The sequence below is a fragment of the Brevundimonas sp. EU05-FHT14B11 genome, from assembly GCF_058790835.1.
Genome location: NZ_JBYTCY010000003.1, coordinates 428,872 through 441,573, shown reverse-complemented (window position 1 = coordinate 441,573; position 12,702 = coordinate 428,872). Strand labels below are relative to the sequence as shown.

Below are 12,702 nucleotides of genomic sequence, written 5' to 3'. Positions count from 1 at the left end.
ATGTTTTTCTGGATCATGACGGCTCTGCTGGCGGCCCTCGCGGGCCTGCTGGTGCTGACCGGCGCCCGCCGCGGCGCCGACGCCGGCGAGGCGGTCGAGACCGCCGCCGCTGCCGCCGAGCTGGCTGAGCTGGATCGCCTCAAGGCGCGCGGGCTGATGGACGAGGCCGGCTGGGCTGCCGCTCGCGCCGAGGCCGGGCGCCGCATCCTGTCGGGCGAGCGCGCGGTCGCGCCGGTGCGGGCCGGATCTAAGGACCGCATCTGGACCCTGGCCGGTGCGGGCGCGGCCGTCGCGGCGGCGCTGGGGCTGTATCTTCTGGTCGGCACGGTGGGACTGCCGGACCAGGCCTATGAGCGGCGGGTCGACGAATGGGCGGTCCAGCCGGAGGCCCTGGAAGGCCCGCAGATCGCGGCGGTCGTCGCTCGCATCGTGCGCGAGCAACCCGACAATCGTCAGGCCCTGACCATGCTGGGCGCGGCCCGCTTCGACGCGGGCGATCCCATCGGCGCGGCCTCCGCCTTCCGCCGGGCGCTGGCGCTCAACCCCGAGGACGCCCAGAGCTGGGCCCGGCTGGGCGAAAGCCTGGTGCGAGCCAATGACGGCGCGGTCGGGGGCGACGCCGAGGCGGCCTTCCAGGAGTCCCTCAAGCGCGACCCGAACCAGCTGGGGGCCCGCTACTTCCTGGGCGAGGCCGCCCTGGCGCGGGGCGACGCGGCGGGCGTGCGCGCGATGTGGCTGCCCCTGATCGCCGCGCTCGATCCCGCCGATCCGCGCCGGACCGATCTGGAACGCCGCCTGCCGCCGGGAGGCGCCGCATGAGCTGGCTGCCGAAATCGCCCAAGGCGCGCCGCCGCCTTTGGATCGTCGCCGCCGTGGCGCCTATCCTGGCGCTGGCTGTCGGCCTGTCGCTCTACGCCATGCGCGACAGCGTGACCTTCTTCTTCTCCCCGTCCGAGGCCTCTGCGGAGAAGGCGCCGGCCGGCCGGGTCATCCGTCTGGGCGGCCTGGTCGAGATGGGCAGCGTCCAGCGCGACGCCGACGGCCAGGTGGCCTTCGTCGTCACAGACAATGTCGCGGCCACCCGCGTGGTCTACCGCGGCGACCTGCCCGACCTGTTCCGGGAAGGGCAGGGGATCGTGGCCCAGGGCGCCTTCCTGCCGGACCGCTCGTTCCGCGCCACCCAGGTGCTGGCCAAGCATGACGAGACCTATATGCCGCGCGAGGTCGCCGACCGGCTGAAGGCCAAGGGCGAATGGCGTCCCGCCGCCGGAGATCCCGCCTCGTGATCGTCGAAACGGGCGCCTTCGCCCTCATCCTCGCGCTGGCGCTGTCGGTGCTGCAGGCGGTCATGGCGGCCGCCGGACGCCTGCGCCGCAGCCCGGTTCTGGCCGGAGCCGCCAACGGCGCGGCCATCGCCGCGGCGGGCCTGGTCGCCGTGGCCTTCGCGGCCCTGATCTTCGCCTTCGCGGTGTCGGACTTCTCGGTCGCCAACGTCGCGGCCAACAGCCACACCGACAAGCCGATGCTTTACAAGGTCGCCGCCGCCTGGGGCAGCCACGAGGGCTCGCTGCTGCTGTGGTGCCTGGTCATGACCGGGTTCGGCGCGGCGCTGGCGCGAGCGCACAACCTGCCCTTCGGCCTGAAGACCTGCGCGGTGGCGACTCAGGGCCTGCTGGGCGCCCTGTTCCTGGCCTTCACGGTCTTCACCTCGAACCCGTTCACGCGGCTGAACCCGGCTCCCTTCCAGGGCGACTCGCTGAATCCGCTGCTGCAGGATCCGGCGCTGGCCCTGCACCCGCCGCTGCTCTACCTCGGCTATGTCGGCTTCTCGGTCTGCTTCTCGCTGGCCGTCGCCGCCCTGATCGAAGGGCGCGCCAACGCCAGCTTCTGGCCCGCCTGGGGCCGTTGGGTTCGGCCGTGGGCCCTGGCCAGCTGGGCCTTCCTGACCGTCGGCATCATGCTGGGCAGCTTCTGGGCCTACTATGAGCTGGGCTGGGGCGGCTGGTGGTTCTGGGACCCCGTCGAGAACGCCTCCTTCATGCCCTGGCTGGTGGGCGCGGCCCTGCTGCACAGCGCCGTGGTCACCGAGCGGCGCGGAGCGCTGGCGGGCTGGACCACCTTCCTGGCCCTGCTGGCCTTCACCTTCTCCATGCTGGGGGCGTTCCTGGTGCGCTCGGGCGTGCTGACCAGCGTGCACGCCTTCGCCGTCGATCCCGAGCGCGGGATGATGCTGCTGGCTATCCTGGGCGGGACCGCCGGACTGGCCTTCGCCCTGTTCGCCTGGCGCGCGCCGCAGCTGAAGGGCGGCGGCCTGTTCGCCCCGGTCAGCCGCGAGGGCGCGCTGGTGATCAACAACCTGTTCCTGACCGCCGCCGCGGCGACGGTGCTGCTGGGGACCCTCTATCCGCTGATCCTGGAGGCCGCGTCGGGCGCGACCATCTCGGTCGGCCCTCCCTATTTCGCCCTGACCTTCGTGCCGCTGATGGCCGTGGCCCTGCTGATCCTGCCCGCCGGGCCGCTGCTGGCGTGGAAGCGCGGCGACCTGAAGGGGGCAAGCCAGCGGCTGGCGGTCGCCGCCGCCCTGACCGTGGTGATGGCGCTTCTGGCCTTCGCCGTGTTCGAGCCGCGCAAGGCCCTGTCGGCGGCGGGCGTCGGCCTGGGCGCCTGGCTGATCCTCGGCGCGCTGGCCGAGACCGCCGAGCGCATCCGCCTGTTCCGTGCGCCTCTGGTTGAGACGCTGCGCCGGGCCAGGGGGCTGCCGCTGGGCGCCTGGGGCATGACCCTGGCCCACGCCGGGCTGGGCGTCTTCGTGCTGGGGGCCGTGGTCGAGACCGGCTATCGCGTCGAGGCGGCCCGTCCGCTGGCCGTCGGCCAGTCGGTGCAGGCAGGGAAGTGGACCGTGACCCTGGATCAGGTCCGCATCGTCGAAGGCCCCAACTATCTGGCTGAGCAAGGCAAGCTCAGCGTCGCCACGCCCGGCGGCCGCACGCGCGAGGTGACCGCCGAGCGGCGCTTCTTCCCGGCGGGCGGCCAGACGACGACCGAGGTCGGGCTCGATTTCCGCGGGCTGGACGACGTCTATGTCGTGGTCGGCGAACGGGCGCGGGCGACGGACGGCCAACCCGCCTGGAATGTGCGCGTCTGGTGGAATCCGTGGGCGCGGCTGATCTTCCTGGGCCCGCTGATCATGGCGCTGGGCGGGGTGTTGTCGCTGATGGACCGCCGGCTGCGCCTGGCCGTGAACGCGAGGAAGGCGGCGTGAGGCGCGCCCTGCTGATCGCGGTCGCCGCCGTGGGGCTGATGGCCGCCGAGCCGCCGCCCGCGCCGGACCGGCCCCTGCCGGATGCGGTCCAGGAAGCCCGCGCCCAGCGCCTGTTCGACGACATCCGCTGCGTCGTCTGCCAGCACGAGGCCATCGCCGACAGCCCGGCGGGCATCGCCGCCGACATGCGCGGCCTGGTGCGCGAGCAGATCGCCGCCGGCCGCACGGACAAGGCGATCCGCGAGGACCTGGTGCGCCGTTACGGCGACTTCGTCCTGTTCAAGCCGCCGGTGCGGATCGGGACCTGGCTGCTGTGGTTCGGACCCCTGGCGGTGTTGCTGGCGGTGGGCGCCGCGCTGCTGGTCTTCGCGCGTCGCCGGAAGATGGAGATTTCTCCGCTTTCGCCTGATGAGGAGGCTCGACTGGCCGATATTCTCGCCGGAGAGCAGCTTCGCCGCGATCCTGACGCAAAGCCGTCCGACGACTGACGCGGGGCAGGAGCCATCATCGCGCCGTGGCGTTGGTGAGATCCACAAACGCTCTATATTCATCGCCGTAACGGGCGCATTCGTCGCCCGGCAAGAGGATCGCAAGACCGCCTATGATGAAGCGCAAGGAATTCATGCTCGGAGCCGTCGCCGGCCTGGCCTTCGCCGCCGCCGCGACCGCGGGTGGAGTGATCGACTGGCCGGCCGCCCATGCCGACCCCGTCGCGGGCGTCAGTGGACGTCTGATCCCCAGCGCCGGCGCCGCCGGCCTGAACTTCGCGCCGCCGCAGGGCGCGCCGCTGAGCTTCGCCGACATCTTCGCCCAGGTCGCTCCGGCGGTCGTGCAGATCGACGTAAAGACCCGCGTGCAACAACCGCGCGGCGGTTTCATCCAGATCCCGGGCCTCGGCCCTGTGCCGGTTCCGGCTCCGAACGGACAGGGCGAGGGCGAAGACGGCGAGGGCGCGACCGCCCTGGGCGCCGGTTCGGGCTTCTTCATCTCGGCCGACGGCTTCATCGTCACCAACAACCACGTCGTCGCCGACGCGGTCGAGATCAGCGTCAAGCTGGCCGACGGGCGTGAGATGGCCGGCCGGGTCGTCGGCCGCGACGAGTCGACCGATCTGGCGGTCATCAAGGTGGACGGTTCGGACTTTCCGTTCGTCAGCTTCGAGGAAACGGCCCAGCCCCGCGTGGGCGACTGGGTCATCGCCGTGGGCAACCCCTTCGGCCTGGGCGGCACCGCCACGGCCGGCATCGTCTCGGCGCAGGGGCGGAATCAACTGGATCGGGATACGCCCTACACCGACTACATCCAGATCGACGCCGCCATCAACCGGGGCAACTCGGGCGGCCCGACCTTCGACATCTACGGGCGCGTCATCGGCGTGAACTCGGCCATCTACTCGCCGTCAGGCGGTTCGGTCGGCATCGGCTTCGCCATCCCCGCCTCGGTCGCCAAACCGATCACGGATCGGTTGATGCGTGGTGAAAGCATTGAGCGCGGCTACCTTGGTGTCGAGATCGGGCCGATCGACCGCACCTGGGTGGGACCATTGGGGCTTCAGAGCCGCGATGGGGCCTATGTGAACAGCGTCACGCCCGGTGGTCCGGCCGAACGCGGTGGTCTGCAACAAGGCGACGTGGTTCTGAGCCTGAACGGCCAGAAGATCACGGACTCCAACGACTTGACCCGTCGAGTCGGGCAGGCGAGACCCGGCGACAACCTGCGCCTCGAAATCCTTCGTGACGGTCGCCGTCAGACGGTCAATGTCCGCTCCGGCACGCGTCCCTCTGTGGCCGAACTGAACGGTGGCAGCGCCCCCGCTCCGGATGCCGAACCCAATCCTGGCGGCGCCTCGGCCGGTACGGCGGTGGGCGGTCTGACCGTCGCGCCGATGAGCCCGGCCCTGCGCCAGCGCTACGATATCCCCGCCAACATCAACGGCGTGGTGATCACCCAGCAAGGCCGGGGCGACAACCGTGCCTATCAGCCGGGCTTCGTGATCATGCGGACGGGGCGCGGTCCTGTGACCTCGGTGGCGGACTTCCAGGCCGCCGTCCAGGCGGCCCAGACTGCGGGCACCGGGGTCTTCGTCCTGGTCTGGACGCCGCAGGGCAATGTCCCCACGGTTCTGGACCTTCCAAAGTCTGAGTAAGGCTCGGTCACTTCATCACCGCCGATGCATCGGCATCGGCGGTGATTTGCACTCAGGCGAGGATTCTCTAGGTTGTTCTTGCTTTGTGAAAATCTATAGGTTGTAGTGCTTCCTGTCTCGCTTTGGCGTTCACCTGCTTGAAGGAAGTCGTTATGAAGATAATTTCCCGTACTATCTTATCCGGTTTTGTGGCTGCGTGTTCGATATTGGGTTCTGCGACCTTGGTTCAAGCGCAGCAGCAGCAAGAAGTCAGGGATGAATCCAAGGCCGCCATTGTTTGCTATCACGTTGGTGGTGTAACGTATAATTGTTACTATGAATGGCCAGACGGTTATTCAAGATTTGCTTATAGGATTCAGGATATCTGACCCAATTGCTTTTGGTTTGATGGTTCTCTGGGCGGTGGTGGCCCGGGTCGGCGGGCACCGGAGTCTTCATCCTGGTCTGGACGCCGCAGCAGGGCAACGCGCCCTTGGTCCTGCCTCTTCCGAAGTCTGAATAACGCTTAACTGACTTCATCGCCGCCGATGCGCTAACATCGGCGGCGATTTGCATTCAGGGGCTGATTCCATGCGCATTCTGGTGGTCGAGGACGACGCCGAGGCCGCGACCGCGATGGTCCGGGGACTGACCGAGGCCGGTCACGACACCACCCACGCCGTCGATGGGGCCTTCGGCCTGCTTGAGGCCCAGAAGGGCGGCTATGACGTCTATGTCGTGGACCGCATGATGCCGCGCCTGGACGGCATCGGCATGGTCGAGACCCTGCGCAAGGACGGCGACCAGACTCCGGTCCTGTTCCTGTCGGCGCTGGGCGAGGTCGAGGACCGCGTCGTGGGTCTGAAGGCCGGCGGCGACGACTATCTGGTCAAGCCCTACGCCTTCGCCGAACTGATCGCCCGGGTCGAGGCCCTGTCGCGCCGCCGCGAGACCGGCTCGGTCGCCACGGTGCTGAAGGTCGGCGACCTGGAGATGAACCTGATCGCCCGCACCGTGCACCGCGCCGGGCAGGAGATCGACCTGCAGCCGCGGGAGTTCCAGCTTCTGGAGTTCCTGATGCGCCACGCCGGCCAGTCCGTGACCCGCACCATGCTGTTGGAGAAGGTCTGGGAATATCATTTCGACCCCCAGACCAACGTCATCGACGTCCACATCAGCCGCCTGCGCGCCAAGATCGACAAGGGTTTCGACAAGGCCATGCTGCAGACGGTCCGCGGGGCGGGATATCGGCTGGAGGCGTAGCGCCTCCGCATGAAGCTGCCCTCGCTCCTTCGCCGCACGCCCTTCCGGCTGACGCTGCTGTTCGTCGCCCTGTTCGCAGCGGCGGCCAGCGCGGTGCTGGCTTATGTCTATGTGGCCTCGGCCAATGAGGCGCGGTCCAAGACCCAGGTGGACGTGACGACCGAGTTCGGGGTGCTGACCGGCATCTATCGCGAGCGGGGGAAGGACGCCCTGAACGCGGCCCTGGTGGACCGGACCATCCGGGGCGGATCGTATCTGTACATGCTGATGGACGCCAACGGCGGCCTGATCACCGGCAACCTGACCGAGACGCCGATCGACCTGATCCCGGAGGGCACCGAGGACGGCGGTCGGACCCCGCGGTGGAGCACCTTCACCTATACCGACAACGACGCCAGCGGCCGGGTCACCCGGCCCCAGTCGCTGGGGGTGCAGGCGCGGCTGGCCGGCGGCGAGGTCCTGTTCGTCGGCCAGTCGATGGGCGACACCGAGGCCTATCTGAGCCGCCTGACCCAGGCCCTGTGGGCGGCGATGGGCATCGTCCTGCTGCTGGGCCTGGCGGGCGGCCTGTTCGTCAGCCGCAACCTGGAACGCTCGATGGGCCGGCTGAACAAGGTTGTCGGCGCTGTTCAGGAGGGCGACCTCAAGGCGCGGGTGCCGGTGCGGAATTCCGGCGACGAACTCGACGAACTGGGCGCCGGCCTGAACGTCATGCTGGACCGGATGGAGTCCTCCATGGCCTCGATCCGCCATGCCGGCGACGCCATCGCCCACGACCTGCGCTCGCCCCTGACCCGGATGCGGGCCAAGCTGGAGGTGGCGCTGATCGACGCCGAAGCCGGCAAGATCGACGGCACCGAGGCGCTGGAGCTGGCCCTGTCCGAGGCGGACGACCTGCTGAAGACCTTCAACACCGTGCTGGCCATCGCCCGCCTGCAGGCCGCCGCCGGTTCGGGCCGCACGCCGGATCCGGCGGTGTTCGACGCCGCCGACCTGGCCGCCGACATGGCCGAGCTCTACGAGCCCGCCAGCGAGGACAAGGGGCTGGAGTTCTCCGCCGAGATCGAGCGCGGCCTGATGGTCAACGCCAACCAGCCCTTCCTGGCCCAGGCGCTGGCCAACATCATCGACAACGCCATCAAGTACACGCCGGTGGGCGGCGCGGTGATGCTGCGCGCGCGCCGCCGGTCTTCGGGCGAGATCGAATTCTCGGTCACCGACACCGGCCCCGGCGTGCCCGAGGACGATCGGGAGCGCGTCATCCAGCGCTTCGTCCGCCTGGACAACAGCCGCACCGAGCCCGGCTCGGGCCTCGGCCTGTCGCTGGTCGGCGCGGTCATGGAGGCCCATGGCGGGCGCATCGTCCTGGACGAGGGCCCCGGAGCCTACGCCGGCTTCGGCCCCGGGCTGCGCGTGGCGCTGGTCCTGCCGGCGGCGGAGGGATGATCCGCGCCGCCACCGTCGCCGACGCTCCGCGCAATCTGGAGATCTGGCGCGCCGCCGTCCGCGCGACCCACGACTTCCTCGCCCCGGACGATCTGGAGGCGATCGACGCCCTGGTCGCCGAGCACCTGCCCGCGATGGTGTCCTGGGTGAAGGTGGACGGCGAGGATCGCCCGCTCGGCTTCATCGCCATGACCGAAACCCACGTCGACGCCCTGTTCGTCGATCCGGCCCGCCACGGCTCGGGCGTGGGCCGCGCCCTGATGGACCACGCCCGGTCGCTGCACCCGGCGCTGACGGTCGATGTGAACGAGCAGAACCCCCGCGCCATCGGTTTCTATGAACGCCTGGGGTTCGCGCGGACCGGGCGTTCCGAAACCGACGACCAGGGGCGCCCCTATCCGCTGCTGCATATGCGGTCGCCGGGATGAGCGCCCTGCGGCCCTGCGGACCGATCGTTGACGCCGCCGCCGCCGAGCGCGCCCATGAGCGGCTGTCGGAGGCTGCGGCGGAAGGCGGCTGGTCCGATACGCTGCAGGCCGCTTGGCCGGTTCTGGGCCCCGTCTTCTCCGCTTCGCCCTATCTGTTCGGCCTCGCCCGCCGCAGGCCGCAGATGCTGCATGATCTGCTGGAACAGGGCGCCGATGCGCGCCTGGCCGAGGTTCTGAACGGGACGGCCGCCCTGACCGGGGGGGCGGACGACCTGCGCGCGCCGCTGCGGCGTCTGAAGGGCGAGCTTCATCTGCTGACGGCCCTGGCCGACCTGGGCGGTCAATGGGACCTCGATCAGGTGACCGGCGCGCTCAGCCGTTTCGCTGACGTTTCGGCCCGGGCGGCGCTGGCGGCGGTGGCCCACGACCAGCGCGAGCGCGGCAAGCTGATCTCCGCCGCCGACGACCGGCGCGGCCCCATTCCAGGCCTGTTCGGCCTGGCGATGGGCAAGCACGGCGCGGACGAGCTCAACTACTCCTCGGACATCGACATCAGCCTGTTCTGGGAGCCGGAGGTGCTGACCGCGGCGCTGGCCGACGGCGTCGAGCCGCAGCGCTTCGTCGACCGGATCGCCCACGCCTTCTCGACCCTGATGCAGGAGCGCACCGGCGACGGCTATGTGTTCCGCGTCGACCTGCGGCTGCGGCCCGATCCGTCCTCGACCCCGCCGGTGATCGCGGTCCCCTTCGCCCTGACCTACTACGAGGGCGTCGGCCAGAACTGGGAGCGGGCGGCCTTCATCAAGGCCCGGGCCATGCTGGGCGACGAAGCGGAGGGCTGGGCCTTCCTCAAGGCGCTGACCCCCTTCATCTGGCGGCGCAGCCTCGACTATCCGGCCATCCTCGACATCCAGTCGATCAAGCGACAGATCCACGTCCACAAGACCGGCGAGGGGCTGGAGGCGGCAGGGGCCAACCTGAAACTGGGGCGCGGCGGCATCCGCGAGATCGAGTTCTTCGCCCAGACCCAGCAACTGATCCTGGGCGGGCGGGACCCGCAGCTGCGGGTCCCGCGCACCGTCGAGGCGCTGGCCGCCCTGCGCGACGCGGGCCACGTGAAGGCCGAGGTCTGCGCCGAGCTGACCGCCGCCTATGTCGAACTGCGCGGGCTGGAACACCGGGTCCAGATGCTGGACGACGAACAGACCCACAGCCTGCCCACGGACCCCGTCCGCCGCGCGGCCGTGGCGGCCCTGGCGGGGGAGGGCGACCTGGCGGTCTTCGACGCCCGCGTGGAGGCCGTGCTGGTCGGGGTCAACGGCCGCTACGGCGAGCTGTTCGAGGGCGAGGAGGAACTGTCGTCCCGCTATGGCTCCCTGGTCTTCACAGGCGTCGAGAACGACCCCGAGACCCTGGCCACCCTTGAACGGATGGGCTTTTCCGAACCCGCGGCCGTCGCCGACACGATCCGCAGCTGGCACCACGGACGCATTCCCGCGACCCGGACGGCCCGGGGGCGGGAGCTGTTCACCCGGCTGGCCCCCCGGCTGCTGACGGCGCTGGCCGACACCGGGGCGGCGGATGACGCCTTCCGCCGCTTCGCCGTCTTCTTCGCGGGCCTGAGCGGCGGGGTGCAGGTGCAGGCCCTGTTCCTGGCCCAGCCCCGGCTGTTCGACCTGGTGGTCGGCGTGATGGCCTTCGCGCCCCGACTGGCGCGCACCCTGGGCCGCTATCCGGCGGCGCTGGACAGCATGCTGGACGCCCGCTTCACCCGAGACCTGGAAGAGGACACCGGCGTCGCCGAGCAGATGCTGGCCGAGGCCGGCGCGGCCCCTGATTTCGAAGGCGCGATGAACGCCGTCCGGCGCATCCACCGCGATCAGATGTTCCGCATCGGCCTGCAGATCCTGACCGGTCGCGCGGGGGCGGAAAGCGCCGGTCGCGCCCTGACGGCGCTGGCCGACGCGACGCTGGCCGCCCTGGCCCCCGCCGCCCTGGCCGAGGCCGCGCGGCAGGGCGGGGACCTGCCCGGCGGACAGGTGGCGGTGGTGGCGCTGGGCAAGGCCGGATCGCGCGAGATGCGGGCCAGTTCCGACCTGGACCTGATGACCCTCTACGACGCGCCGCCCGAGGCGGTGTCGTCCGACAAGGGCTGGGCCGCCGGCGTCTTCTATTCCCGCTTCACCCAAAGGCTGATCGCCGCCCTGTCGGCGCACACGGCGGAGGGCGGGCTGTATGAGGTCGACATGCGGCTGCGCCCCGGCGCGGCCAAGGGACCGGTGTCCCTGCGGCTGTCCTCCATCCAGGACTATTACGCGGCCGAGGCGGACACCTGGGAGTTCATGGCCCTGACCCGCGCCCGCGTCGTCTGGGCCGACGATCCGGCCTTCGGCGCGGCGGTCACGGCGGCGCTCGAGGCCATTCTGCGCCGTCCCCGGCCCGGCGTGGACATCGCCGCCGACGCCCGCCGCATGCGGGACCTGATGGCGCGCGAACGGCCCGGACGCGGCGCCTGGGACCTGAAGCTGGCGCCCGGCGGGCAGGTCGACGCCGAGTTCGTGGCCCAGGCCGGCCAGCTGCGCGCGGCGGCGACGGGCGCCCCGCTGACCGTCTCGACGCTGGACGCCCTGGTGGGCGATCCTGAGCTGGCCGAGGCCTGGCGATTGCAACAGGCCCTGGGACAGGTGCTGGCCGCCGCCTTCGACGAGACCGGCGATCCTTCCGCCGAGCCCGAGGGGTTCCGCCGCCGTCTCGCCGAGGCCGCGGGCGCGCCCGATTTCGACGCCCTGACGGCGCGTCTGGCCGAGGTCCGGGCCGCGGCGCGAGCAGCCTTCGAGACGGCCCTGCCGCCGGTTCGCGACGGAGACTGAAGCCACCCCCGTTTGATCTCCTGACAGGGACGCACACGGCCGAACGGCCATGGAGATCATCGCATGAGCAGGACCTTGGCTATCGGCGCCGTCGCCACCGTCGTTCTGGCCGCCCTCGCCGGGGGCGCCACCGCCCAGCAGCCCGCCCGCCCCATCGTCGAGCGACAGGCGCACGCCCAGCGCGCCGACACGGACGGCGACGGCCGCATCAGCCAGGCCGAGTTCGTCGGCCGCCGCGTCGCTCGCCTGACCGCCGCCGACGCGGACCGCGACGGCTCGGTCACCCGCGAGGAGAGGCAGGCCCGGCGCGTCGCCCATCGGCAGCAGCGGGCCGAAGCGCGGTTCGCCCGGCTCGACGCCGACAGCAACGGCGCCATCAGCCGCGAAGAGTTCACCGCGCCCCGCGCCGCTCGCGCCCACGGCGAGCCCGGCCGTCATGGTCCGCGCATGGCCCGCCATGGCGGGCCGCGCGCCGAACGCGGCCCGGTTTCGGTGGCCGAGGCGCAGGCGAAAGCCGAGCAGGCCTTCGCGCGTCTGGATGCGGATCACGACGGCTTCGTCACCGCCGAAGAACGCCGCGCCGGGATGCAGCAGGCGCGCGAACATCGCCGCGAACGCATGGCCGAACGCCGCGCCGCACGTCAGGCGTCGCGTCCGGCCCCCGCTTCGGAGTAAGGAGATGGCGGGGACGACGGACCTGCGCCGACCGACCCTCTCGATGATGTTCGAACGAGGGCCTATTGGCGCTGATCGCCGACCCCGACGAGGATCTGGTGCGCCGCGTGGGTCAGGGCGATCCGGCGGCCATTCAGGCCATGGTGGCGCGCAAGCTGCCCCGCATGCTGGCGCTGGCGCGCCGGATGCTGGGCGACGCCGTGGAGGCCGAGGACGTGGCGCAGGAAGCCATGTTGCGGGCCTGGAGGCAGGCGCCGCGCTGGACGCCGGGCAAGGCGCGCTTCGATACGTGGCTGCACCGGGTGGCGCTGAACCTCTGCTACGACCGGCTGCGTCGGCGGCGCGAGATCGCCACCGACAGTCCGCCGGATCGGCCCGACGAGGGCGCGGCCCCGGATCGGGGCCTGCTGGCGGCGGACGTGGGGGCGCGGGTCGAGGCGGCCCTGGCCCGTTTACCGGATCGTCAGAGAGAGGCCATTGTCCTGTGCCACTATCAGGAGTTGACCAACATCGAGGCCGCGGCCCTGATGGAGGTCAGCGTCGAGGCTTTGGAAAGCCTGCTGTCGCGAGGGCGGCGGGCGTTGAGACTGGCTCTGGCCGATATGCGGCCGGACGCTGAAGGAGCATGAGTGT

Annotated in this window: 11 protein-coding genes; all 11 read left to right on the top strand. The window is 70.9% G+C overall.

All coding sequences use genetic code 11. The features are described from left to right. Nucleotides 1-15 precede the first annotated feature (15 nt). The 11 genes from ccmI to AC3WRV_RS15360 all read left to right on the top strand — a co-directional run bounded on the left by ccmI (nucleotide 16) and on the right by AC3WRV_RS15360 (nucleotide 12,698). Nucleotides 16-819 carry a c-type cytochrome biogenesis protein CcmI gene (ccmI, locus tag AC3WRV_RS15410; RefSeq protein WP_492313930.1) on the top strand — a complete coding sequence of 268 codons (804 nt, stop codon included), beginning with the start codon at nucleotides 16-18 and terminating at the stop codon, nucleotides 817-819. Beyond that, the gene (gene ccmE / locus AC3WRV_RS15405) at nucleotides 816-1,286 is read left to right on the top strand and encodes a cytochrome c maturation protein CcmE (protein WP_291832825.1); all 471 of its coding nucleotides are present in this window, start codon (nucleotides 816-818) and stop codon (nucleotides 1,284-1,286) included. The genes ccmI and ccmE overlap by 4 nt, the downstream gene beginning before the upstream one ends. Continuing rightward, entirely contained in the window at nucleotides 1,283-3,262 is a 1,980-nt protein-coding gene (locus tag AC3WRV_RS15400; protein ID WP_492313929.1) for a heme lyase CcmF/NrfE family subunit, read from the top strand. The genes ccmE and AC3WRV_RS15400 overlap by 4 nt, the downstream gene beginning before the upstream one ends. Then, a complete protein-coding gene (locus AC3WRV_RS15395; RefSeq protein WP_492313928.1) occupies nucleotides 3,259-3,750 on the top strand; it encodes a cytochrome c-type biogenesis protein in 492 nt (163 codons plus the stop codon). The genes AC3WRV_RS15400 and AC3WRV_RS15395 overlap by 4 nt, the downstream gene beginning before the upstream one ends. Before the next feature lie 113 nt (nucleotides 3,751-3,863). Next, a complete protein-coding gene (locus tag AC3WRV_RS15390; RefSeq protein ID WP_492313927.1) occupies nucleotides 3,864-5,408 on the top strand; it encodes a Do family serine endopeptidase in 1,545 nt (514 codons plus the stop codon). Nucleotides 5,409-5,978: 570 nt separating this feature from the next. Continuing rightward, nucleotides 5,979-6,650, top strand: coding sequence for a response regulator transcription factor (locus AC3WRV_RS15385; protein ID WP_492313926.1), 672 nt, complete (start codon nucleotides 5,979-5,981; stop codon nucleotides 6,648-6,650). Between the two features lie 9 nt (nucleotides 6,651-6,659). Continuing rightward, nucleotides 6,660-8,096, top strand: coding sequence for a sensor histidine kinase (locus AC3WRV_RS15380; protein WP_492313925.1), 1,437 nt, complete (start codon nucleotides 6,660-6,662; stop codon nucleotides 8,094-8,096). Next, complete coding sequence (locus AC3WRV_RS15375) at nucleotides 8,093-8,524, top strand: acetyltransferase (protein ID WP_492313924.1); 432 nt, start codon at nucleotides 8,093-8,095, stop codon at nucleotides 8,522-8,524. Before AC3WRV_RS15380 ends, AC3WRV_RS15375 begins: the two co-directional genes overlap by 4 nt. Beyond that, nucleotides 8,521-11,394 (top strand): bifunctional [glutamine synthetase] adenylyltransferase/[glutamine synthetase]-adenylyl-L-tyrosine phosphorylase, encoded by a 2,874-nt coding sequence (locus tag AC3WRV_RS15370; RefSeq protein WP_492313923.1) that lies wholly within the window; start codon nucleotides 8,521-8,523, stop codon nucleotides 11,392-11,394. Before AC3WRV_RS15375 ends, AC3WRV_RS15370 begins: the two co-directional genes overlap by 4 nt. A 63-nt stretch (nucleotides 11,395-11,457) precedes the next feature. After that, the gene (locus tag AC3WRV_RS15365) at nucleotides 11,458-12,069 is read left to right on the top strand and encodes an EF-hand domain-containing protein (protein ID WP_492313922.1); all 612 of its coding nucleotides are present in this window, start codon (nucleotides 11,458-11,460) and stop codon (nucleotides 12,067-12,069) included. Nucleotides 12,070-12,134: 65 nt separating this feature from the next. Further along, entirely contained in the window at nucleotides 12,135-12,698 is a 564-nt protein-coding gene (locus AC3WRV_RS15360) for an RNA polymerase sigma factor (RefSeq protein WP_291837675.1), read from the top strand. The last annotated feature ends 4 nt before the right edge of the window (nucleotides 12,699-12,702 follow it).